This window comes from Paenibacillus sp. JT22N7 (assembly GCF_059383875.1).
The window spans coordinates 35,610-60,450 of sequence record NZ_JBXENY010000004.1 but is presented as its reverse complement, the minus strand read 5'-3'; the positions used below and the strand labels follow the sequence as shown (position 1 = coordinate 60,450).

The window sequence follows — 24,841 nt, the reverse complement described above, 5'->3', positions numbered from 1 at the left end:
ACTCTGACTGAATTTAGCCGATATATATATTATGGCTGATAAAGGGCGGCCGACCTGGCTCAGCATACCACAAGGATGTGGATCATTGATTTCATTTCAGGGAGGAAATAACAATGCGTATTAATCACAACATTACTGCTTTGAACACTCACCGTAACATGGGTCTGAATACTGCTGCTGCAGGTAAAGGTATGGAGAAATTGTCTTCCGGTCTTCGCATTAACCGTGCGGCTGACGATGCTGCTGGCTTGGCAGTATCCGAGAAAATGCGCGGTCAAATCCGCGGTCTTGAGCAAGCTCAACGCAACGTTCAAGATGGTATCTCCTTTGTGCAAACAGCTGAGGGCGCAATGAATGAAGTTAGCTCCATGCTTACTCGTATGAAAGAGCTGAATGTACAGAAGCTGAACGAAACTTACCAAGCATCCGATAAAGCTAACATCGACCTTGAGCTTGATGAGCTGGGTGGTCAAATCGATAAAATCATGACGGATACGAAATTCAATAGCATTTCTCTGACTGCTGCTGATGTGAAGATTCAATCGGATGATAATGCTCAAGTAATCACTATCAAAAAAGTAGATACAACTGGCTTCTCCGCTTTGACTAAGGCAAGTACACTTGCTAACATTGAAACTGGTATTACAAACGTTGCAACACAACGTGCAACACTCGGTGCTACACAAAACCGTCTGGAGTACACATCCAACAACTTGGGTACAACAGTAGAAAACCTGACTGCATCCGAATCCCGTATTCGCGATACAGATATGGCGAAAGAAATGGTCGATCTTACGAAGAACAACATTCTTCTTCAAGCTTCACAAGCAATGCTTGCTCAAGCGAACTCGCAGCCGCAAGGCGTTCTTTCCCTGCTTCGTTAATTTTCGGAATAACCGACAGCCTGTTGAGAAAATCAACAGGCTGTTTTTTTATATTTGCTCTAATAAAATTTATTGTTTTTTCCGATATTAGTAATAGAGATATTGAGTCGGTATGGGAGGTTTGTTAATGAACATTTCCTCAGTCAATCAGTCAACAGGTTATAAGTCTGACAAAAACGTAAATAGCGAATCCTTGTCAGGTAGGGAGAGTGTAGTTTCTCAGATTAAGACAGTTGATGCCTTGCAGCAGGCAGAGTTGCAAGGCGAGAAAGTTACTATTGGAGATATGCAGGTGGTGAGGACCATTGATCGTGTTCTCAAAGCGATTCAGGGCCCAGATACGACATTCGAGATGTCGGTACATGAACAAACCAAAGCAATTGTCATTAAAGTGTTAAACAAGGAGACAGGGGAGCTGATTCGGGAGATTCCACCCGAGAAAACGCTTGATCTGGTAGCGAAATTCATGGAAATAAATGGAATTCTAATTGATAAAAGAGTTTAAGAGGAGGAAGAGAAGATGAGAATAACAGGATTGGCATCAGGTATGCAAGTTGACGATATGGTCAAGGAAATGATGAAAGCCAAACGGACGTCGTATAATACGATGGTTCAGAAACGGTTATCAATAGAATATCAACGGGAAGCTTATAGGGAAATGAGCAGCAAGATTGTTGATTTTCGCAATAATAAGATACAATCATATAATATGTCAAACGCGATAACGGCTAAGACAACCGAGGTTACAGGCAATGCTTCCGCTCTAACAGTAAATGCGACTAATTCATCATCTGCAGGATCATTAAATGTAAGTGTCAACCAAGTGTCATCTGCTGCCGGAACTGTCTTTACCTATAATCCAGATGCAGATACAAATACGGTTAACAGCACTGCAGGCATGAAGCTTACGGATCTTGGATTCACTCCAGTGGGCAGTGATATTATTGTTAAAGTCAATGATCAGGAAATAACATTAGATGCAGCAACAGCTACTCTAAGTGAATTAGCTTCGGCAATTAATGCTAACAAGAATGCCAAAGCATCTGCCTATTATAATGAAACGACGGGGCAGATATCCATTATGAATAGCCAGACAGGCTCAACTGCTGTTAAATTAGAAGGGTTCGACACATTAACTGGTTTTGATCAGAAGGCTATTGTAGGCAAGGATGCAGTGATCTCGCTTAATGGAGTAGAATATACCCAAAGCAGCAACCGATTTGCAATTAACGGCTTCGATTTTACGATCAAGTCAGAATCTGGTGCGAATGGTGTGACGACCTTAACTTCTGTATCGGACACGAACAAGATTATAGATTCAATTAAATCATTCGTTAATGACTATAATAATTTGATAGGGTCAATTAACTCCAAGATATCTGAGGAGAAATACAGATCCTACCTTCCATTGACTGACGAGCTGAAAGAAAGCATGCAAGATAGCGAGATAAAGTTATGGGAAGATAAAGCAAAAAGCGGCCTTATCCGTAATGATAGCATTCTGACCAAGCTGGTATCAGATCTTCGTATTGCTGCAACATCACTCGTGGGAGGCTATGATACTGGTCAAGTTGATGGCGGTGGTAAAGCAATATTTCAATCAATTGGTATTTCGACGGCTTCTTATACGGAGAAAGGCAAACTGGTTCTGAACGAGGAGACACTTCGAACTGCACTGGAGAAGGATCCTGATAAAGTCATCGAAATGTTTACGAAGCGTGGAACAGATGTATCGCCTAGTAGTACGCAATCCGGAGTGTTTGCAAAAATGTCTGCTTCTGCAGGAGATTCTTTGCAAAGTCTGTCCTCCAAGGCAGGTACATCCCTTACTAGTACGGAATCGAGTGGGACATTTTTAGAAAGCTCTATCATAAGTGGTCAGCTACGTCTGATGAAGGAACGTGAAAGCAGCATGCTTACTCGTTTAAATAAAACAGAAACCCAATATTATAAGCAATTTACCGCTATGGAGACGGCAATCAATAAATTTAATTCCCAAGCCTCCAGCTTGTCCAGCTTCTCAGGTTAAAAGGAGTGAACTGCAGTGATTAATTCACCATATCAAATATACAAACAGTCATCTGTTCAAACCGCTGCGCCTGAGCAACTCATTATTATGCTGTATGATGGAGCCATTAGATTTATTAAGGGCGGTATTGAGGGTATTCGTACTAGGAACTATGAACAAGCTAATTTGAGTCTGCAGAAATGCCAATCTATTATTAATGAACTCATTGCGGCGCTTAATTTTGATATTCCACTTTCAAAAGAATTGTATCGTATCTATGAATACATGCTGCATTTGACGATTCAAGCTAATATTAAGAAGGATACAGTCCCAGCTGAAGAGGCATTGAATTACTTGGAGGAGCTTCGTGTAACATGGAAAGAAGCGATTAAAGGAACGACTTCAACCATTCAACTCCAACAGAGTGCTGAATAATATGGAAATTCAGAAGTTATATGATATGACACAAGCCATGGCAGTAGAACTAACAGAAAACACAGAAGAACATTTTTATACTTTAGTTGATCTTCGAGAAGAGGTTATTAAGAATCTCCAAGCAAAGCCTGAGATATCGGACTCGGATAAGCAACTGCTCTCCAAAATATTAGAGTATGATCAGGTTATTGTGGAGAGAATGAATACTATCAGAAGTGATGCCTCCTTAGCATTAGGTAAAATTCAATCGTTCCGTCTACAAAAAAATGCATACGATATGGGATATTCCACTGAAAGCTATTTTTTTGATCAGAAAAAATAATGCTGGCTGATAGAAGTCGCTTGGGATTTATATCCAAGCGACTTCTATCATTTTTTATAGGATGAATGCCGATATAACAGGAAGAAACGTAAATGGACCAAGAGTTATTACGAGGAGGATACATATGACCGAAGACTATGCGCTGATTCCTAAGTATATGGAACATTTTCAATGTATTGGGGCAGAATGCGAGGATACCTGTTGTGCTTTATGGCATATTTCAATTGATAAACGTAGTTATAATAAATATATGAATGTGAAGGATCGCGCATGGCGGGAACGATTTAAAGGAAACGTTACTAAAATTGAGACGAATGCTCATGATGCCCATTATGCATCTATGAAATTGGATGAACAAACAGGCGGCTGCACCATGCTTGATAACGGTTTATGCTCGATTCAAGCTAATTTGGGGGAGGATTATCTCAGTCCGACTTGTGCTACCTATCCTAGAAAGATTAATGAGGTTAGCGGTGTGCAAGAGATATCAGCTACTCCTTCCTGCCCCGAGATTGCCAGAATCATGTTGCTTGAGCCAAATGGAATCGAATTTGTTCAAGGGAAGTCACTTAGAAAGCCTAATATTTACGTGAATCGTAAGGTAAGCGCTAATACTGGGGAATTTTCTTCGTTTTTATGGGATATTCGTATAGCCGCAATTGAAATTTTGCAAAATCGGGAATTTGAATTACCACATCGCTTGTTGCTTCTTGGGTGGCTTTGCGATCAAATTTATGAAGCTACAAAAAACGGTGATTTTTCAGTAGTTACAGACGAAATAGACAAGTTTAAATATCAAATGGAAACGAATGCCGAACTTAGAGATTATAAGGTTTTCCCATCCAATACTAAATTTCAGTTGACGTTTCTTAATAAACTGATTATGAATCGTGCTGAAAAAAAGATTTGGAATATAAGATACAGGGAATGCCTGGACGATTATATAAATGGTCTTAAAGATGAGAATGAGGATCCAGAAAATATTATGAAACACTACATACAAGCATATACGGAGTATTATTTGCCCTATATAAAAGATCATGAATATATTTTGGAAAACTATTTGGTTAATACCGTATATCATACGCTGTTTCCCGTCTCGGGAAAATTGAATATATTTGAGCAATTCATGATGTTGGCCGTTAATTTCTCATTAATAAAGATGCATCTGATAGGCATAGCAAAATATCATGAGGGTTTAACCGATGAAATAGTAGTTAAATTAATTCAGTCCTTCTCGAAAAATTATGAGCACAATAATCAATTCGTTAAAGATGTGTGTGAAGAGTTGAAAAAGGAAAACTATTACACGATCGGTCATTTGTCTCTATTAATTAAAAATGAGTAACTATATAAATTGAAAGATTGTAACTCCTTGATATCAGTTAATAGAATATTAAACCAAGAAAAATCTCCTGTGGTCTAGGAGATTTTTCTTGGTTTTGACCTGTAAAAACAAAAAACTGAACGGTTCTGTGCTATGAGTAAGGACTATAATATCATGAATACTAAAGAAACCAATAAGAACTACTCCCATCTTAACGGCATTTACGGAGAATTAGGATTAATGAGTGGTTTGGACGTCTGTTCTGTTGTTATCACTGCAAGAAGTTTTCCAAATGCTATAGGCGACGGAGAAATTGCTGGCATCAATCTAGCTTTATTCATTCAAGACTGGCAACTGACCAAGTTGATCAAGAGATAGATTGACATATTCACATCCCGTTTGATAAGAACCAAGCTTAACGTGATTTTCTCATGCTAAAGGCAGTTGTTATACTGATGGCGTTATTACTAGCAATAATTCCTGTGGCTAGTGTTTATGCTTCGTCAGGAGGTTTGTTGGCTGGGAAACGTTTTACGGATGATAGTACAGGAGAACTTGCAAATGCGAATATTTCTGATGGATACAGGTCTTCGTGGGCAGCAATTGGTGCTGGGCAGACAGTATCCTATAAATTTTTAATAAAGCTCATCTAACCTCATTTATGTTAAGTATGAATTATGGTTATAAAATAAAATTGTACAACGCTTCCAATGAAGTCGTTTATACTTATGAACTTGTTAAAATGGTTGACCAGTATGTGATTAGTGGCCCTTGGAACGGTGTGAAAGAAATTGTTTTACGTAACATAAAAACAAGCACGAACATATTATATGATTTTGACGCTTTTGGTACAGAAACAATAGCACCTAATCCAGATCCAGACTCTGATTCAGATAGAGCAATTCTTACAATTACCATGACTAACGATTTTGAAAGGGAATATGATCTTTCAATGATTCAAATTAATGCCTTTCTAGATGCTAGAGCGGCAGGTATTGGTCCAGCGAAGTATCAATTTTCTAAAAAATGTTCTGATAAGGATCTTTAATAAATACCCATTCCGAGATACTGTATGCAAGATTCAGCAAGAATGTATTCGCTTACAATAAATTGTTTGACAATTCTAATAACGCGGTGTTATAGTCAAATTGTGGGCCACATGAGTAAGGTGTTTCACAGTATTTGAAGATGAAGGGACTGTTTATGCATGCAAGGTAAAGTTAAATGGTTTAACGCGGAGAAGGGTTATGGATTTATCGAAACTGATCAAGGCGGCGACGTATTCGTTCACTTCTCGGCTATTCAAACAGAAGGCTTCAAAACTCTTGACGAAGGCCAAGCGGTTGAATTTGACATCGTAGAAGGCGCACGCGGTCCACAAGCTGCTAACGTCACTAAACTGTAATCATCAGGCTGCATTAGCCAGTCTATAGGATTCATTTATATGTAACTTTAAGCTCCGGGCAACCGGGGCTTTTATTTTTTTGCAGAAAGTGTCCCTGAATCTGCACGAGATACCCGAATAAGCCCTTCGTTCAAACCTTCGACATAAATTATTAGAAAATTCTAAATAAATAGAAAATAGTTTTACTATACCTCCCCTACTATGTTATAATAAGAACATGTAAAGGAGGCATGCCCCATGGAATACATCATTCGAGGTCAACATTTACAAGTGACAGATGCACTCAAGGATTATGTCGAGAAGAAGCTCGGCCGCTTAGAGAAGTATTTTGAAGCCCCTACCTCCGAAACAACCGTAACCTTATCGGTAACGAAAGGCATACACGCTGTCGAGGTCACGATTCCGATTGCCCGCAACTTTTTGAGAGCGGAGGAGAAAAGTGCCGACATGTACGCCTCTATTGATACAGTTGTGGATAAGCTGGAAAGACAAATTCGCAAACACAAAACGAAAGTCAACCGTAGATTCCGCCATGATAGCGGTGTGAAATCGCTGTTCAGGGAAGAAGGCTCCGCCGTAGGCGTTCTCGAGCATGAGGAAGAGGATTTCGAAGTCGTAAGGACGAAGAAGTTTCTGCTCAAGCCGATGGATGTGGAGGAGGCCATTTTGCAAATGAATATGGTCGGCCATAACTTTTTCGTATTCGCCAATAGCTTAAATGAAGAGGTGAACGTCGTATACAAACGCGATGATGGAACATATGGATTAATTGAACAAGGCTAATAGAAGGCCAGTCGTACTTATAAATCTATTGCAAATTCAAGCCTTTCCTCCTGCGGGAGGGAGGGCTTTTTCATTTTTTTGAAATATAGGAAAGGATATGATTTTCCCACCCTTTCTCTATATTTCTCGGAATGAAACGCGCTGCCCCGTCAAAGGACGGCGACAGCCGTTTCACCTTGAAATATAAGATCTTATAAGTTTTACACTTATAAAGGGGCTTTTATTCCACCCTCGAAACAGCAGCTTAGCCGCCAGAGGACGGCTTCAGCCGTTTACGCTTGACATGGTGCATTTAACCATAGGGGAGAGAGCCGCTTTTAATAGGAAGTCGTTTTGATTTCGCCCTCTGCGCGATGTATAATGAACTCAGTTGAATACGTAGGCGATACGCCTTTTTTCCTTTTGGTAAAAATGGTTATATTCTTACCTGAAAATATTGGTGATGCGTTGCGGTGCATCCTGCAAACTGTTACAATTTAAGGCAAACAAGCGTAAGGTGAAAGGGGAAGCCCCATGCTCGGATTAGTGAAAAAAATATTTGGTGATGCGAACGAGCGCGAGGTTAAGCGCCTCACGCGTAAAGTAGAAGAAATCAATGCACTGGAGTCCACCATCTCGGCTTTGTCCGATGAGGAGCTCGCAGCTAAAACTGTACAATTCAGAGCTCGCCTTGCTAAAGGGGAGACGATTGATCAAATATTGCCAGAAGCTTTCGCAGTTACTCGTGAAGCTTCGAAGCGTACGCTCGGCATGCGTCACTTTGATGTGCAGCTGATGGGCGGTATCGTTCTTCATGAGGGCAAAATCGCTGAGATGAGAACCGGTGAAGGTAAAACGCTCGTAGCGACACTGCCTGTGTATTTGAACGCGCTGCTCGAGAAAGGCGTGCACGTCGTAACGGTCAATGATTATTTGGCTTCTCGTGACAGCCAGCTGATGGCTCAGCTTTACAATTTCCTCGGCATGACGGTCGGCTGCAACCTGAACGGCTTGTCGCATGAGGAGAAGCAAAGCGCCTATGCTTGCGATATTACGTACGGTACGAACAATGAGTTTGGCTTCGATTATTTGCGCGACAACATGGTTCTTTACAAAGAACAAATGGTTCAGCGCCCGCTTTATTTCTCAATCATTGATGAAGTTGACTCCATCCTTGTCGATGAGGCGCGTACACCGCTTATTATTTCGGGACAAGCTGCCAAGTCGACTGAGCTTTATTATTCGGCAGACCGCTTCTTGAGCCGTTTGAAGGCGGAAGAGGATTACACGATTGATGTGAAGCTGCGCAATGTCATGCTGACGGAAGAAGGCGTGGAGAAGGCGGAGAAGGCGTTCCACATTGAAAATCTTTTTGACCATGAAAATGTGACGCTCAATCACCATATCCAACAGGCGCTTAAGGCTAATGTCATTATGAAGCGCGATGTCGATTATGTCGTTCAAGATGACGAAGTCCTCATCGTTGATGAATTCACTGGACGTCTAATGTCTGGTCGCCGTTACAGTGATGGCTTGCATCAAGCGATTGAAGCGAAGGAGCAGCTCAAAGTACAAAATGAGAGCATGACCTTGGCTACGATTACGTTCCAGAACTATTTCCGGATGTATCGCAAGCTTGCGGGCATGACGGGTACGGCGAAGACGGAGGAAGAAGAATTTAAGCGGATTTACGGCTTGGACGTTATTCAAGTTCCAACGAACCGCTCCATGATTCGTAAAGACCTTCAAGATGTCGTTTATAAATCGGAAAAAGGCAAATTCAATGCCGTTGTGGAAGAGATCGTAGCTCGCCACGCGAACAAACAGCCTGTACTAGTCGGTACGATTTCCATTGAAAATTCCGAGCGTCTGGCAGAAATGCTTAAACGCCGCGGTATTGCACATAAAGTACTGAATGCGAAGTTCCATGCGGAAGAGGCTGAAATTATTTCGCGTGCCGGTCAAGAGGGCTCCGTTACTATTGCTACTAACATGGCGGGACGCGGTACCGATATTATGCTCGGTGAAGGGGTAGCTGAATTTGGCGGCCTTCATATTATTGGTACGGAGCGCCATGAGAGCCGCCGGATCGATAACCAGCTGCGTGGTCGTGCCGGACGTCAAGGCGATCCGGGCTCGTCCCAGTTTTATTTGTCGCTGGAAGATGAACTGATGCGCCGTTTTGGCTCGGATAATATTATGGCCATGATGGATCGTCTCGGTCTGGAAGAGGATCAACCGATCGAGAGCCGGATGATTACCCGTGCAGTAGAATCGGCTCAGAAGCGTGTAGAAGGAAACAACTTCGATCTGCGTAAAGTCGTTCTTCAATATGATGATGTCATGAACCAGCAGCGTGAAGTGATTTACAAGCAGCGTCTGGACGTGCTCACTTCCGATAACATTCGTGAAATCGTCATGGAAATGATTAAAGCGGTCATTGATCGCACGGTTAAAGCTCACTGTACGGAGGATATTCCAGAAGAGTGGGATTTGGAAACCATTATCGACTTCGTAGATGCGAACCTTCTGAATGAAGGCACCGTGACGAGAGACGATATTTGGGGCAAGGAAATTGAGGAAATTACCGAATTTATTTATGACAAAGTCGTTGCTTATTATGACGAGCGTGAAGCAGAGCTTGGTGAAACGACGATGCGTGAATTCGAGAAGGTCGTTTCACTTCGCGCGGTTGACAGCAAATGGATGGATCACATCGATGCAATGGATCAGCTGCGCCAAGGTATCCACCTTCGGGCATACGGCGGCACGGATCCGCTGCGCGAGTACCAATTTGAGGGCTTTGAGATGTTCAAGGCGATGATTGACACGATCCAAGAAGAAGTTGCCAAATACATTATGAAGTCGCGCGTAGAAAGCAACCTGGAGCGCCAAGAGGTAGCTCAAGGCCAGACAACGACGAACAGCCCAGGCGAAAGCCAGGAAAAGCGTCCGGCGAAGCGTTTGGACCGGGTCGGCCGCAATGATGATTGCCCATGCGGCAGCGGCAAGAAATACAAGCAGTGCCACGGTAAATAAGGTGCTGTGATCGGATAGGCAAGGCTTAACGCGCCAGTGTGCGGAGCAATGCGGCAAAAGCTGCAGCGCTTCGCAGCAGGCGCGTTTATGCCATCAGGCAGTAGCAGAGCAGCAGAGCAAGAAAAAGCTGGGCAACCAGACAAGATGAGAAATTTGAGGTGAAACGTACGCTATGATAGAACCAACGGTGAAACAAGATTTGCGGGAAATAGCGAAGCGGCTCCAAGATCTCAGGGGGTCTCTTTGACTTAGATCTAAAAAATGAATTAATCGCCAACTATGAGGAAAAGATGACGGCGCCTGATTTTTGGGATGACAATGACAAGGCGCAAAACGTTATTTCCGAAATGAATGCGGTCAAATCGGTCGTCGATCAATATTTGCGTTTGAACGGCGAGATGGAAGATTTGCAAACGATGCTGGAGCTGGCAGAGGAAGAGCAGGACGAGACGCTTGAGCCTGAGCTGCTGGAAGGAACAGCCCAGCTGCTGCGCAAGCTGAATGATTTTGAGCTGACGCTGCTCCTCAACCAGCCTTATGATAAGCTTAACGCAATCGTTGAGCTGCATCCTGGCGCAGGCGGCACCGAGTCGCAGGACTGGGGCCAAATGCTGTACCGGATGTATACGCGCTGGGCAGAGAAAAGTGGTTTCAAGGTCGAGCTGCTGGATTATCTTCCAGGCGATGAGGCAGGCATCAAGAGCGTTACGATTTTGGTCAAAGGCTACAACGCCTACGGCTATCTTAAAGCGGAGAAGGGCGTACACCGCCTCGTTCGCATTTCGCCGTTTGATGCGTCAGGCCGTCGTCATACGTCCTTCGCATCTTGCGATGTAGTTCCGGAAATAACCGATGACATCGATATTGAAATCCGCAGTGAGGATTTGAAGGTTGATACATACCGCGCCAGTGGAGCGGGCGGACAGCACGTCAACAAGACGGAATCGGCGATTCGTATTACGCATATTCCTTCGGGTATCGTCGTTGCCTGCCAGCAGGAGCGTTCGCAAATCCAGAACCGTGAGCGGGCGATGAATATGCTGCGCTCCAAGCTTTATGAGCGGAAAATTGAAGAGCAGCGGCAGCATCTCGCGGAAATTCGCGGTGAGCAATCGGAAATTGCCTGGGGCAGCCAAATCCGCTCCTATGTTTTTCATCCGTACAGCATGGTCAAGGATCATCGCACCTCGGTGGAGACAGGCAATGTAGGCGCCGTTATGGATGGCGACCTGAATGCCTTCATTAACGGATATTTGCGCCATCAAATTCGCCACGACTAAACGGCAGGCTGTTATAGCGCTCCTAGCAGTTAGCTACCGCATCTGGCAAATGCGGTTATAGGTAATAGGATATGGATGAATACGCATGGATCAAGCCATATTGACGTAAGCTAAGAAGAGTTCCGACTCGAACAAGGGTGGAACTCTTCTTTTTTATGAGCGCTTATAGGTATGACTTTATGAATTTGGGTGGGATTCGAGATGAGCAAAGAGACGAATGATACACGAAACGGCAAGCTGCATGCGGCCAATTCGAAGGTAATAAACAAACGGAAGAAAAAACCGCTCAGCCCTGGTAAACAGCTCATTTGGAGCATGCTTCTGGTGCTGCTGGGCTCTTTTATAATGGCGGCAAGCTTTAATTTATTTCTGGTGCCTAATGAGATTGCCTCAGGCGGTGTTTCCGGCATTTCGATTTTGGTCCAGCGTTTTGCTGACATTTCGCCAGCATATACGCAGTGGGCTGTTAATATTCCTTTGTTTTTTGTAGGGCTGTGGCTGCTGGGCAAACGCTATGCGCTTAAAGTGGCGCTTGGCTCCGTCGTGCTGCCGTTATTCGTCCTGCTTACTTCCCATTGGGATACACCGACACATAATCCCTTGCTTGCTGCTATTTATGGCGGGATCGGCGTTGGGCTCGGGCTTGGCATCGTCTTTCGCGGAGGCGGCTCAACGGGAGGGCTTGGTTTGGCTGCGCAAATTTTGCATCGTTACACGGGATTGTCGCTGGGGCTCTCCGTCGCTATTTTTGACGGGTGTGTCATCATTGCGGCGGGCCTGCTTATTTCGCCGGAAGTGGCGTTGTATGCTTTAGTCGGGCTGTTTGTAACGAGTAAAACAATTGATATTATTCAAAGCGGGCTGCCGGTGTCGAAGGTTGCTTTTATTATTAGCAGCGAGCCGGAAAAATTGTCAGAGACGATTCTTTATGATCTCGACCGCGGTTTGACGAGGCTTGATGGACATGGCGGCTACAGTGGGGAGGGGCGGACCGTACTTATGGTCGTCGTGGGGCAAATGGAAGTAGCGAAGCTCAAGCAGCTCGTTCGTACAGTTGACCCAGCTGCTTTCGTCATCATTAGCAATACATCAGAGGTAGTAGGGGAAGGTTTTAAGCTGGAATAGGAATAGCGACATTGATCCCAAACAACGGGTTGTACGAGCGTGCTAGGCACAAAAATACATCCATTCGCTCATTGTATTAATATGAAATGACATGTATAATAATACGGAAAAACAGTGTGTTTTAATCGACTGCCGAATCATGTACAATATACTTTTAGATAGTCTCATAGGGAGAGATGATGGATATGAGCGATAAACTGAAAATAGCTATTATCGGTTCAACTGGCTACGGCGGCGTTGAGCTTATTCGATTGTTAGCCTCACATCCTCTTGCTGAGGTGACCTCGGTTATTTCATCATCCAGCGCGGGGACGCCGATTACAGAAGGATACCCACACTTAACGGGCATTCGCGAAGAATTGCTAGATGATGTAGAGCCACAAGCGATCCGCAGCAAGGCGGATGTTGTATTTTTGGCAACACCAGCGGCTGTCGCATCTAGGCTGGCACCTGATTTGCTTGCTGTAGGTCTTAAAGTGATAGATTTATCCGGCGACTACCGCCTGCAAGATAGAGCTTTATATGAAAAATGGTACAAAAAGCCCGCCGCGGACGAGGAGTATTTGAAGCAAGCGGTGTACGGATTGGCTGAAGTGTACGGCGACCGTGTACAGGGTGCTAATCTCATTTCCAACCCGGGCTGTTACGTTACGGCGGCGCTTCTCGGCCTTGTTCCAGCTGTGCAAGCTGGCTTTATCGATCCGGACAGCATCATAATTGATGCGAAATCCGGCGTTTCTGGAGCGGGACGCGGCGCGAGCCTTGGCACTCACTATTCCGAGCTGAACGAGAGCTTGAAAGCGTACAAGCTGAATCAGCATCAGCATACGCCGGAAATCGAAATGGTGCTTTCCGATGTTGCAGGCCGCTCGGTTGTGATTACGTTCTCGACGCATCTCGTGCCGATGACGCGCGGCATTATGACGACGATGTATGCAACGGTGAAAGACGGCAGAAGCGCGGATGATTTTATGGACCTGTATCGCAGCTATTACGAGAACCGTCCATTTGTGCGCATTCGTCCTGAAGGACAATTGCCTGCCACGAAGGAAGTATGGGGCTCGAATTATTGCGATATCGGCTTTGCGTTCGATAGCCGTACGGGCAGAGTGACGATTGTTTCGGTCATTGATAATTTGGTCAAAGGCGCAGCGGGACAAGCGATTCAGAACATGAACCTTATGATGGGCTGGGATGAGACGCTTGGTTTGCAGTTTGTTCCTGTTTATCCATAAGAAGCAGCATAACCTAATTTAGAATGAAGCGAAGGAGAACGATGTAATTATGGGACAGGGACACACTGCACCCCTTTATAAGGTTGTGGCGGAAGGCTCGATTACAACACCGAAGGGCTTTACAGCGGGCGGCATACACTGCGGCCTCAAAAAAACGACGCGCAATGACCTCGGCGCAATCGTATGCGAGGTTCCGGCGGCAGCGGCGGGCGTTTACACGACAAATGTTTTTCAGGCGGCACCGCTTAAGGTGACGCGCGAGAGCATTGGCGAAGGCGGCCGCCTGCGTGCTGTGCTGGTCAATAGCGGCAACGCCAATGCATGCACTGGCGAGCAGGGCGAGGCGGATGCCTATGAAATGCGCAATAAATTCGCTGAGCGTGTTGGCATTGCAGCAGATGAAGTGGCGGTAGCTTCTACCGGCGTCATTGGCGAGCTGCTCAAGATGGACAAAGTGCGCAGCGGCATCAGCGAGCTGCCAGCTAAGCTGGGTTCGGACAAGCAAGCGGCAGAAAGCTTCTGCCAAGCGATTTTGACGACCGATTTGGTGCAAAAAATGGTCTGTGTATCTGTTGAAATTGACGGACAGCTCATTCATATCGCTGGAGCGGCGAAAGGCTCCGGCATGATTCACCCGAATATGGCAACGATGCTTGGTTTCGTTACGACGGATGCGGCAATTGGCAGCGAGGCGCTGCAGCAGCTGCTGCGTGAAGCGACGAACCATACTTTTAATATGATTACGGTAGATGGCGACACAAGCACGAACGATATGCTCGTTGCGATGGCGAGCGGACTAGCTGGCAACAGCGAGCTTAATGCGCAGCATGAAGGCTGGGCAGCTTTCGGCGCGGCGCTTCGCCATGTGTGCGAGGTGCTTGCGAAAGCGATCGCGCGTGACGGCGAAGGCGCAACGAAGCTTGTCGAGGTTCAAGTGCGTGGAGCGGTTAGCGATGCATCGGCGCAAGCGATTGCGAAGACGGTCATAGGTTCTTCCCTTGTGAAATCGGCAGTGTTTGGCGCAGATGCAAACTGGGGCCGGATTATTGCGGCAGTAGGCCGCGCTGGCGAGCCTGTCAACCCGGATACGGTCGACATTTCGCTGGGCAGCATTGTGACGCTGCAGCAGTCAAAGCCGGTCGCTTTTGACGAGGAGAAGGCGCTGGAGTATTTGAAGGGCGATACGGTCGTCATTCATGTGGATCTGCATATGGAAGCAGGCGCAGCAACGGCTTGGGGCTGTGACCTGACTTATGACTACGTGCGAATTAATGCGGCTTACCGTACATAACGGTGCATGAGGCGGCATTAAGCGATAAAGGAGCTCATAATAGCATGACGCAACGATTTGTAATGAAATGCGGCGGCAGCACACTTGCTGCGCTGCCTGAATCCTTCTTCGGCGAGCTGCGGGAGCTGCAGCAATCTGGCGTTAGCCCGGTTATTGTACACGGCGGCGGACCGGCGATCTCGGAGACGCTGGCAAAGCTCGGCATTGAGACGGAGTTTGTCGGCGGCTTGCGCAAGACGAGCGAAGCGGTGCTGGATGTCGTCGAAATGGTTTTGTCGGGACGCATCAACAAGGAAATTGTACGGAAAATGTCTTCCTGCGGCGCACAGGCGCTCGGCTTATCCGGTGTGGATGGCCAGCTGATTACCGCACGTCCTGTGGCGAACGCCGATGAGATCGGCTTTGTAGGCGATGTGACGGACATTAACGCTGCTGTTATAGAAGGCGTGATGGCAATGGGTTATATTCCTGTTATCGCGCCTGTAGGCATTGATGCACAGGGGCAGCGCTACAACATTAACGCGGATACCGCGGCTGGGGCTGTAGCTTCCCATCTGGGTGTCCATCAAATGATCGTAGTAACCGATGTGCCGGGCATTATGCGCACGGTTGATGGTGTGAAGCAGGTGCTGCCTGTGGTCACCGTTGCCGATATTGACGAGATGATCGCAAGCGGAGAAATATATGGCGGAATGATTCCGAAGGTTCGCGCAGCTGTACAATGTATTCAAGGACAGGTGCAGGAAGTCGTCATCGTCAGCGGCGAGGAGCCAGGCGTATTGACTAAGGCAGTGCGCGAGGGTGGAGTCGGTACGCGTATTGTCAAAGGGGTTTAAATCGCGAGAGCGGGAGGGAGGATATAAACGATGAGTGAGAAAACAACATCTGCGGCAGCGGCAAATTCGCTGCTGCCTACTTATGCGAGATACCCAATCGCGCTGGTGAAGGGCGAAGGAAGCTGGCTGTGGGATGATCAGGGCAAGCGTTACCTCGATTTCATGAGCGGCATCGCCGTTACGAATTTGGGACATGCGCCTCGCAAAATCAAAGAAGCTTTAGTGAAGCAGCTCGATGAGCTGTGGCATGTATCCAACCTGTTTCATATTCCGAATCAGGAGGAAGCTGCTAAGCTGTTGACGGACAACAGCAGCGGCGACGCTGTATTTTTCTGCAACTCGGGCGCAGAGGCGAATGAAGCGGCAATCAAGCTGGCGCGCAAATACCAGCAGAAGATTAAAGGCAATGGCCGTTACGAAATCATTACATTCGAAAATTCCTTCCATGGACGGACGCTGGCAACTTTGACAGCGACAGGCCAAGAGAAGGTTAAGGAAGGCTTTGCTCCGTTGCCGGAGGGCTTCCGCTACATTCCTTACAATGATATTGAAGCTTTGGAAGCGGCAATCAGCGACAAAACAGCGGCGGTCATGCTGGAGCTGGTTCAGGCAGAGGGCGGCATTTATCCAGCTGATCCGGCATTTGTGCATGCCCTGTGCAAGCTGTGCCGCAAGCACGGCATTTTGCTTATTGTCGATGAGATCCAGACAGGCATGGGCCGTACAGGCAAGCTGTTCGCTTACGAGCATTACGGCATTGAACCGGATATTTTCACGCTGGCCAAAGGGCTGGGCAGCGGCTTCCCGGTAGGGGCAGCTGTGTGCAGGGAAGAGCTTCGCGAAGCGTTTGGCCCAGGAAGCCACGGTTCGACCTTTGGCGGAACACCTATCGCAACAGCTGTTGTGAAGGCGACGCTGGAGACGATTGTCGGCGACCGTCTGTCTGAGCGTGCGGAGGAGAAGGGCGAATATTTGACGTCGCAACTGAAAGCGAAGCTTGAAGGCAATCCTTTCGTGAAAGACATTCGCGGCAAAGGGCTGCTCGTAGGTATCGAATGCGCGGCACCAATCGCTGGCTTGCTTACTGCAGCGCAGGATAAAGGGCTGCTCGTCATTTCGGCGGGGCCGAGTGTCATCCGTCTGCTGCCAAATCTGCTCGTGACGAACGAGGAGATTGATCAAGCGGTGGGCATTTTGGCAGAGCTGCTGGCAGGCGCAGGCGACAATAAATAACAGCTATCATTAATAAAATGCATAGATGGAAGTGGAGGAGATACGATTGCAAGAAGCAGTAAAAGAAGAAATGGCTGCGAGCCTGAAAGGCCGCGATTTTCTCATGCTGGTCGATTATGCGCCAGCGGAAATCCGTTACCTGATCGATCTCGCTATCGAGCTTAAGCAAAAGCTGAAAGCGGGCGAAACGCATCATTTGCTTAAAGGAAAAACACTCGGGATGATTTTTGAAAAATCCTCGACGCGTACGCGCGTATCGTTCGAGACAGGTATTTACCAGCTCGGCGGTCACGGATTGTTCCTCAGCGGCAATGATTTGCAAATCGGGCGCGGCGAGTCCATTTGGGATACGGCACAGACGCTTTCCCGCTATTTGGACGGCATTATGATTCGTACATTCGCTCATCGCAAAGTAGTGGAGCTGGCGCGCGGTGCAACGATTCCGGTTATTAACGGCTTGACCGACCTTTCACATCCTTGTCAGGCGCTGGCCGACTACCAGACTATTCTGGAGCATAAAGGCAAGCTGGAAGGGCTGAAAGTAGCTTACATCGGCGATGGCAACAACATGGTTCACTCCCTGCTGATGGGAGCGGCTAAGCTGGGCATCGACATGTCGGTAGCTACTCCGGAAGGCTACGAGCCGGATGCGGACATCGTGCAGCAAACGAAGGATCATGCAGCTGAGACGGGCTCGCGCATTCATGTATGCCGCGATCCGAGAGAAGCTATTGAAGGCGCTGACGTCGTTTATACGGATGTTTGGGCGAGCATGGGACAAGAAGCGGAGCAGAAGGAACGCGAGCTTGCTTTTGCCGCTTATCAAGTGAATGAAGCCTTGACTGCACATGCCAAGAAGGACTTTTTGTTCATGCACTGCCTGCCTGCACATCGCGGCGAGGAAGTGAGCGAGGGCGTCATTGACGGCGACCACTCGATCATTTTTGACCAGGCGGAGAATCGTCTTCATGCTCAAAAGGCCATCATGGCCGCCATTATGTAATAAAGCTTAACTCGGCGTTATTCGGCTTGCCACCCGCATAGCGGGATATTCGCCGAGATTATTCATATTGATTTTAAGGAGTGCGACAATAACAATGGCTAAGGAAAAAATCGTATTGGCATATTCGGGCGGTCTGGACACGTCCGTTATTCTCAAATGGCTGAAAGAAACGTATGATGCGGAAATTATCGCATTCACAGCAGACATCGGACAAAAGGATGAGCTGGACGGACTGGAAGCAAAAGCGCTTGCGACTGGCGCTTCGAAAGTTTATATCGACGATCTGCGCGATGAGTTCGCGTCTGATTTTATTTTCCCTATGTTCCAAGCTGGCGCTTTCTATGAAGGTCAATACCTGCTGGGAACCTCGATTGCCCGCCCGCTAATCGCGAAGCGTATGGTTGATATTGCCCGCGCTGAAGGTGCGACTATTATCGCTCACGGCGCGACTGGCAAAGGGAACGACCAAGTTCGTTTTGAGCTCGGCGTTGCTGCGCTTGCTCCTGATATTAAAGTGATTGCGCCTTGGCGTGAAGAGCAGTTCCGTGAAGAGTTCCCGGGACGCGCGGAAATGATCGCTTATGCGGAGAAGCACAACATTCCAGTTCAAGCTTCGGCAGCCAAGCCCTATTCCACTGACCGCAACCTGCTGCACATCAGCTTTGAGAGCGGAATGCTGGAAGATCCTTGGTTCGACCCTAGCTCCGATGAGAACAAAGATATGTTCGTGCTCAGCGTAGCGCCGGAAGATGCGCCGGATCAATCCGAATACGTGGAGCTGTCCTTTGAAGCGGGCAACTGTACGGCGATTAACGGCGAGTCGCTTACTCCGCTGCAAGTCATGGACAAGCTTAACGACTTGGGTGGCAAGCACGGTATTGGCCGCGTGGATATGGTCGAGAACCGTTTTGTCGGCATGAAGAGCCGTGGTGTGTATGAGACGCCAGGCGGCACGATCCTGTTCAGCGCCCACCGCAAAATGGAGTCGCTCACGATGGACCGTGAAGTCATGAATCTGCGTGATTCCCTCATTGCAAAATACAGCCAGCTTGTATATAACGGCTTCTGGTTTGCGCCTGAGCGTCTTGCGCTGCAAGCTCTTGTGCTGGAATCCCAGAAAAACGTGACTGGTACTGTGCGCCTGAAGCTGTACAAAGGCAATATCATTGGCGCTGGCGTACAAAGCCCTGTGAGCTTGTACAACCCAGAAATCGCTACGATGGAAGCTGATCCGACACAAGCCTATGATCAAGGCGATGCTACAGGCTTTATCCGCCTGAACGCGCTGCGTTTGAAAGTCGGAACGAAATACAGCGGTAAATAAAAATAAGTGTACGTCATTTATTAATAGATGCCGGAAGCAAAGGAGAGGCCGCTGCATGCAGCGGCCCCGCGCCTTTTCCGGGAGGGAGTGCGATAACGTGAGCAAGTTATGGGGCGGCAGATTTACGAAGAAGACCGATCAGCTGGTGGAGGAATATACAGCATCCATCCTGTTCGACAAGGAACTGGCGGAAGAAGATATTCAAGGCAGCTTGGCTCATGTAACGATGCTGGGCAAGCAGGGCATTTTGCCAGATAAAGATGTGGAGACGATTCAGGACGGCCTGCACCGCGTCTTGCAGCGCATTAAGCGCAATGATCTGGAGTTTTCGGTGTCCGACGAAGATATTCATATGAATATCGAGAAAACGCTCATTGACGACATTGGCTCGGTAGGCGGCAAGCTGCACACCGGACGCAGCCGTAATGACCAGGTTTCGACCGATATGCATCTCTATTTGCGCAAGCGTGTTGTTGAGTTTGTGGATTTGCTGCAAAAGCTGCAATCGTCGCTTGTAGAGCAGGCGAAAGCGAATACGGCTACAATCGTGCCGGGCTACACGCATTTGCAGCGTGCCCAGCCGATTTTGTTCGCCCATCATCTGATGGCTTACGTAGCGATGTTCGGACGCGACATTGAGCGCCTGCAAGACAGCTACAAACGCATCAATATGCTGCCGCTTGGCGCAGGCGCGCTTGCGGGAACGACGTTCCCAATCGACCGCCATTTTGTAGCGAGCCAGCTGAAATTTGATCGTGTTTATGAAAATAGTCTGGATGCGGTCAGCGACCGCGACTTTATTTTGGAATTTCTCTCCCATGCTTCGATCATTATGATGCATCTGTCGCGTCTGAGCGAAGAGCTCATCATGTGGTCCAGCACAGAGTTCAATTTCGTTGAGCTGGATGATGCATTCTGCACAGGCAGCAGCATTATGCCGCAGAAGAAAAATCCGGATGTGCCTGAACTAGTGCGCGGCAAAACAGGCCGTGTTTATGGCAACCTGGTTGGCCTGTTGACGGTTTTAAAATCGCTTCCGCTTGCGTACAACAAGGATATGCAGGAAGACAAGGAAGGCATGTTTGATACGGTTCGCACGCTGCAAGGCGCGCTGCAGCTGTTCGCGCCGATGATTGCGACGATGAAGGTCAACAAAGACCGGATGCGCCAAGCGGTCAATCAGGATTTCTCCAATGCGACGGATATTGCCGATTTCCTCGTGGGCAAAGGGCTGCCATTCCGCCAAGCGCATGAAGTTATTGGAAAAACGGTGCTTTATTGCATCGAGCAGGGCAAATACTTGCTAGATCTGAAGCTGGAGGAATTCAAGCAATTTTCCGAGCTGTTTGATGATCGCATTTATGCGGTGCTCCAGCCGGAGCAGGTTGTGGATGCCCGCAACGTCTATGGCGGCACAGCGACTGTACAGGTCGAAGCAGCTATCGGTCGTGCCGATGAGGACCTGCTGAAGGTAGCTGCATGGGTAACAGAATACGCTGAGCGCAGCCGTTAAGCTATGCTTAGGGTTTAAAATCAAAAATCTCCAAACCCGCCGTAAAGGTGGGTTTGGAGATTTTTTTGCTTTCTCGCGTGAGCTTGTGATCATGTAATCGCAAGTGTAGGTGCTTCTCCTTTAAGGGGCAAGTACAGGAGCGACGCGATGCTTCGTCCCTTGCTCGTATGAGTAAGCCAGCTTGATCAGTGTCGGCTCGCTGTATTCGCGGCCGAGGAATTCAATGCTCGCTCCGAGCCCTTCAGCTGTGTAGCCGGCAGGCACGGTAATGGCTGGGAACCCGGAGAACGGGCTGAGGCGATTGTTGCCGCCTGCATTTTGCGCTTCGCCAATCAATGCAGCTGTTTGCGTAGTGGATGGATAGACAATCGCATCCAGCTTATTGTCAGCCATCACCTTCAGCAGCGCGTCTTTTGTCGTTTTGGTACGGAACAGCACGATGTCCTTGTAATCCTCTGTATTCAGCGATTGCCGGGCATCACGTGTTTTGAGCGAAGCTTCCATCGATTTGTCGAATTGGCCGGAAGCGATAATTTCAGTAAGCGAGTGGTAAGGGGCTTTGGAGCCCAGCTCTGCCAAATATTCATTCAGCTGGAATTTGAATTCATAGCCGCTGAGGCTTGGGTAAGCCATAATTTCCTTCAGGTTCGGAATGGTAACATCGACAGTTACCGCACCTAGTTTAGCTAAGTCTTTAACAGCTGCTTGTACCACTTCAGTGGTCGGCTGCTCCGCTTCTGTAGTACCGAATAGCTCTGTCGCCACTCCGATGCGTGCGCCCTTTAAGCCTTTTGCGTCCAGATAGCTCGTGTAGCTGCTTGGAATGTGGCTAATGCTTCCTGCTGTCGCTACGTCGTCAGGGTCATAACCGACCGTTGCATCGAGTACGATGGCTGCATCCGTTACGGTGCGGGTCATAGGTCCGCCTACGTCCTGCGACAGGGCGAGCGGAATGATGCCGTCGCGGCTGGAGAGGCCGATTGTTGGGCGAATGCCGACCAGACTGTTATAGGTCGATGGGATGCGGATGGAGCCGCCTGTATCGGTGCCCATGCCGATGACGCCGAAGTTTGCTGCAATGGCAGCGCCTGTGCCGCCGCTGGAGCCGCCGGGGTAGTGGTCAAGCGCATAAGGGTTCAAGGTTTGGCCGCCTAAGGAGCTGCTCGTTGTAATGCCGAATGCAAACTCATGCAAGTTGGCTTTGGCTAAAATAATGGCGCCAGCTGCCTTAAGCTTGACAACCTGATCGGCATCCTCAGAAGGAATGGAATCCTTTAGGCACAGACAGCCTGCCGTCGTAGGCATATCATTCGTGTCATAGTTGTCCTTCACGATGACGGGAATGCCGTGCAGCGGGCCGCGAATGCCAGAGGCTGCGCGTTCTTTATCCAGCTCCTCGGCCATTTCGAGCGCCTTTGGATTGATCGTCAAAATCGCGTTCAGCTTAATGCCTTGGTCATCGTATTTCTCGATGCGATCCAAATATTGCTGAACCAGCTCTTTGTAGGTGAGCTTGCCTTGGCCGACAGCCTGCTGAATGCTGGCAATCGTCGCTTCCGGCAGCAGGAATGGCATGCTGTAATTATAAATGCGATAGGCAAGTGCATAGGCGCCCGCATAAGTCAGCGATTGGTTTGGTGCAAAATGGGATTGGTTCACGCCAAGCATCAGCTTCGCTTCCATAACTGCTCCTACTGATGAAGCATAGGATGCTTTATCCGGCACATCTTTATATGGCTCGGCAGCTGGGGACAAATGCAGTCCCTTTGCAATCATAACTGCAGCATCCTTGCGAGTGATGGTCGCCCCTTTCGCCGCAGCTGTAAACGTAGCGTCTCCGCCTGCGAGCTTTGCGCTTTGATCAAACAGTTTTTTCAGCTCCGCAGCTGGGATGAGCTTATCAGGGGAAATGCTGGCATCCCCCAGCTTAAGCTCTATCGCTTTCGTAGCTTCTCCTTGATAGACAGCTGCTGCCGCAGCAGCGGTAGAGGCTGTTAGAGGCCCTGTGAGCAGCAATGCGCCGGCAAGCAAAGCAGCACTGTGTTTTTTCCATGATGAAAGAAGATTTGGCATCTTTAAACTCCCTCTCTAATATGTAATGTAACCTAACATTAATAAAAGAGTATAGTAGGGGGCGTAGAGAGCGCAAGTCTTGAAAACCATCCAAGTAAGCGATTGAATAAGTATATTTCTAACTATATCGACGATTTAATCTCGTTATCTCATTATGTTAATAATAATGACATTATTTATAACTAAGAACCTATTCGCGTTATGTCTATGTTACATTTTCCGGGCATGAAATGAACACTAGCTAATGCCGTCTTCAAGCAGCGGCCCTGTCGGTGTGCCCGATCCATTTGGTGTACTCGGTGCGTTTGGAGCCGGATCGAGTTGTGGTGCTGGTGCTTGATCGGTGCCCCCTGCTTTCCCCGTGCCAATATGAATGACAGTAGGCTGGGCACGGTAAGTGTCGCGCGAAATGCGTTCCTTAATTGGAGGTTTGCCATTTTCCAGCGTCACTCTGAATGTGTCGACGACATAGCCGTTTCGTCCTGGAGCAATCACCTTGCGTGTGCCAGCTGGCAGCGCAGGGTCTTGAAGCTGCTGCACCTCTGGAGACAAAGTGCCGACGGTAACCGATTCAATGCGGTATTGGACATCCTCGGACATTTTTCCGAACAGTTTGATTGTCAGCTTGCGGCCCGCAGATGTTGCGCGAATGACGATGTACTTGTCCGTTGAATTGCGAAATCGAAAGTTTATGGCGCCGTCGGCATAGGTAGCGTCTTGTCCAACGGGCAAATAAGAGACGGGCAGCGAGTGGTTGCGTCTTTCGACAATTTCAAGGCCTGCGCGCAGTGCGGCGTTGTAAAGTGTGCTGGACACTTGGCAGATGCCGCCGCCGATACCGGGAACAAGCTTGCCGTTCAAGATGACGGGAGCTTCCCGAAAGCCGTATTTTTCCTCAACCCTGCGAATGACTTTGCTGTAATCAAAAATTTCGCCCGGAGCCAGCAGCCAGTTGTCGAGAGCCGCCGCCGTTGAGGCGACATTATAGGCGCGGCCCTCGGCGCTTGCAGCAAAGTCGGTCGTGAATGACATCAGTTTGCGCTCAACCCCTTGCGCCTTAAGCTGCTCGAGCGTGACGGAAGGAGACAGGGTAAGGATAGGAAGCTCAGTGTTATATGCCGCTTGCTCCGCAGGGGATTTAGCATCGGCGGCGAGCCAAAGCCAGCTCTTCACGTCAGCGGATAGTCGGCTCATTTCAATACGGTATGCTTCTGCTTCCGGCTCATAAAAAATTTCATCCTGGTCCGTAATAATACGAGCAGCGTCCTTGGGCTCATTTTGCTCCAGCCAGCCCCACTGCTGGCGAATAAGCTTTTCGAACAAAGCTTGATCAAACGTCTGCGCAAGCTCAAAGTTTCGCGGAAAATGATAGCGGTATTTCACTGCTTCCCATAACTCTCCTTTGCCAAGCTGCTGCAAAGCCCTGCGCACCTCGGAGGTATCGGCCTTGTAGCCAAACGCTTCGGCCTTCCACGTGCGCCTGTCCGAGCCGGCATTGCCGGTAGCGACCGTCAGTTCACGCGCTCCAAGCGCCTGCTCATAGTCATTCAGCAGTTTAATCGCTTCTGGAATAGGCAGCCCGCCAATATTCAGCCCTCCCGCCGTTACGCCTGCCGGCACGGTGCGCTGCTCGGCATAATAGGTGAGTCCACCCCAGCTGACGGACGCTGCAAGCAGCAGGGCAAATACAAAAATGCTAATGAGATGCAATTTCTTCAATGGGACAATCCCCCTTCCTTCGGGTCA

22 protein-coding genes are annotated in these 24,841 nt (G+C 48.1%); 20 read left to right on the top strand and 2 right to left on the bottom strand.

Features of this window, described 5'->3' with window-relative positions:
* The first annotated feature begins 113 nt into the window (after positions 1-113).
* The 20 genes from AC50Y5_RS11855 to argH all read left to right on the top strand — a co-directional run bounded on the left by AC50Y5_RS11855 (position 114) and on the right by argH (position 21,022).
* Complete coding sequence (locus tag AC50Y5_RS11855) at positions 114-884, top strand: flagellin N-terminal helical domain-containing protein (RefSeq protein ID WP_494860812.1); 771 nt, start codon at positions 114-116, stop codon at positions 882-884.
* 127 nt (positions 885-1,011) lie between these two features.
* Positions 1,012-1,389: a flagellar protein FlaG gene (locus AC50Y5_RS11850; protein ID WP_494860810.1), complete on the top strand. Its 378-nt coding sequence runs from the start codon at positions 1,012-1,014 to the stop codon at positions 1,387-1,389.
* Positions 1,390-1,404: 15 nt separating this feature from the next.
* A complete protein-coding gene (gene fliD / locus AC50Y5_RS11845) occupies positions 1,405-2,913 on the top strand; it encodes a flagellar filament capping protein FliD (RefSeq protein WP_494860808.1) in 1,509 nt (502 codons plus the stop codon).
* 15 nt (positions 2,914-2,928) lie between these two features.
* The gene (gene fliS / locus AC50Y5_RS11840; protein WP_430160415.1) at positions 2,929-3,327 is read left to right on the top strand and encodes a flagellar export chaperone FliS; all 399 of its coding nucleotides are present in this window, start codon (positions 2,929-2,931) and stop codon (positions 3,325-3,327) included.
* A gap of 1 nt (position 3,328) precedes the next feature.
* Positions 3,329-3,649 (top strand): flagellar protein FliT, encoded by a 321-nt coding sequence (fliT, locus tag AC50Y5_RS11835; RefSeq protein WP_494860806.1) that lies wholly within the window; start codon positions 3,329-3,331, stop codon positions 3,647-3,649.
* A 124-nt stretch (positions 3,650-3,773) separates the two neighbouring features.
* Positions 3,774-4,997 (top strand): flagellin lysine-N-methylase, encoded by a 1,224-nt coding sequence (gene fliB / locus AC50Y5_RS11830; protein ID WP_494860804.1) that lies wholly within the window; start codon positions 3,774-3,776, stop codon positions 4,995-4,997.
* 153 nt (positions 4,998-5,150) lie between these two features.
* Positions 5,151-5,354: a hypothetical protein gene (locus AC50Y5_RS11825; protein WP_494860802.1), complete on the top strand. Its 204-nt coding sequence runs from the start codon at positions 5,151-5,153 to the stop codon at positions 5,352-5,354.
* 364 nt (positions 5,355-5,718) lie between these two features.
* Positions 5,719-6,024, top strand: a complete 306-nt coding sequence (locus tag AC50Y5_RS11820) for a hypothetical protein (RefSeq protein ID WP_494860800.1) — start codon at positions 5,719-5,721, stop codon at positions 6,022-6,024.
* Between the two features lie 159 nt (positions 6,025-6,183).
* A complete protein-coding gene (locus tag AC50Y5_RS11815) occupies positions 6,184-6,381 on the top strand; it encodes a cold shock domain-containing protein (protein WP_056036940.1) in 198 nt (65 codons plus the stop codon).
* A 237-nt stretch (positions 6,382-6,618) separates the two neighbouring features.
* Positions 6,619-7,164, top strand: a complete 546-nt coding sequence (gene hpf, locus AC50Y5_RS11810; RefSeq protein WP_099518253.1) for a ribosome hibernation-promoting factor, HPF/YfiA family — start codon at positions 6,619-6,621, stop codon at positions 7,162-7,164.
* 513 nt (positions 7,165-7,677) lie between these two features.
* Complete coding sequence (gene secA, locus AC50Y5_RS11805; RefSeq protein ID WP_056036945.1) at positions 7,678-10,182, top strand: preprotein translocase subunit SecA; 2,505 nt, start codon at positions 7,678-7,680, stop codon at positions 10,180-10,182.
* Between the two features lie 172 nt (positions 10,183-10,354).
* Positions 10,355-11,462 (top strand): peptide chain release factor 2 gene (prfB, locus tag AC50Y5_RS11800; RefSeq protein WP_494860797.1). Its coding sequence is split into 2 segments (ribosomal slippage): positions 10,355-10,426 and positions 10,428-11,462, totalling 1,107 coding nucleotides; the frame shifts between segments, so codons are not numbered across the junction.
* Between the two features lie 201 nt (positions 11,463-11,663).
* Entirely contained in the window at positions 11,664-12,587 is a 924-nt protein-coding gene (locus AC50Y5_RS11795) for a YitT family protein (RefSeq protein ID WP_494860794.1), read from the top strand.
* Positions 12,588-12,772: 185 nt separating this feature from the next.
* Positions 12,773-13,822, top strand: a complete 1,050-nt coding sequence (gene argC, locus AC50Y5_RS11790; RefSeq protein WP_494860790.1) for an N-acetyl-gamma-glutamyl-phosphate reductase — start codon at positions 12,773-12,775, stop codon at positions 13,820-13,822.
* A gap of 49 nt (positions 13,823-13,871) precedes the next feature.
* Complete coding sequence (argJ, locus tag AC50Y5_RS11785) at positions 13,872-15,113, top strand: bifunctional glutamate N-acetyltransferase/amino-acid acetyltransferase ArgJ (protein WP_494860787.1); 1,242 nt, start codon at positions 13,872-13,874, stop codon at positions 15,111-15,113.
* Between the two features lie 44 nt (positions 15,114-15,157).
* On the top strand, positions 15,158-15,949 hold the full coding sequence (gene argB / locus AC50Y5_RS11780) for an acetylglutamate kinase (RefSeq protein ID WP_056036956.1): 792 nt from the start codon (positions 15,158-15,160) through the stop codon (positions 15,947-15,949).
* 30 nt (positions 15,950-15,979) lie between these two features.
* Positions 15,980-17,182 (top strand): acetylornithine transaminase, encoded by a 1,203-nt coding sequence (gene argD / locus AC50Y5_RS11775; RefSeq protein WP_056036958.1) that lies wholly within the window; start codon positions 15,980-15,982, stop codon positions 17,180-17,182.
* A gap of 70 nt (positions 17,183-17,252) precedes the next feature.
* Positions 17,253-18,185 carry an ornithine carbamoyltransferase gene (argF, locus tag AC50Y5_RS11770; protein ID WP_494861508.1) on the top strand — a complete coding sequence of 311 codons (933 nt, stop codon included), beginning with the start codon at positions 17,253-17,255 and terminating at the stop codon, positions 18,183-18,185.
* Positions 18,186-18,279: 94 nt separating this feature from the next.
* The gene (locus AC50Y5_RS11765) at positions 18,280-19,509 is read left to right on the top strand and encodes an argininosuccinate synthase (protein ID WP_046229721.1); all 1,230 of its coding nucleotides are present in this window, start codon (positions 18,280-18,282) and stop codon (positions 19,507-19,509) included.
* Between the two features lie 97 nt (positions 19,510-19,606).
* Positions 19,607-21,022, top strand: a complete 1,416-nt coding sequence (argH, locus tag AC50Y5_RS11760) for an argininosuccinate lyase (protein WP_056037105.1) — start codon at positions 19,607-19,609, stop codon at positions 21,020-21,022.
* 120 nt (positions 21,023-21,142) lie between these two features.
* Here the strand turns inward: argH and AC50Y5_RS11755 are convergent, their stop codons facing one another.
* A complete protein-coding gene (locus AC50Y5_RS11755; protein WP_494860784.1) occupies positions 21,143-23,095 on the bottom strand; it encodes an amidase family protein in 1,953 nt (650 codons plus the stop codon).
* A gap of 237 nt (positions 23,096-23,332) precedes the next feature.
* On the bottom strand, positions 23,333-24,814 hold the full coding sequence (locus tag AC50Y5_RS11750; protein ID WP_494860782.1) for a VanW family protein: 1,482 nt from the start codon (positions 24,812-24,814) through the stop codon (positions 23,333-23,335).
* Positions 24,815-24,841: the final 27 nt, after the last annotated feature.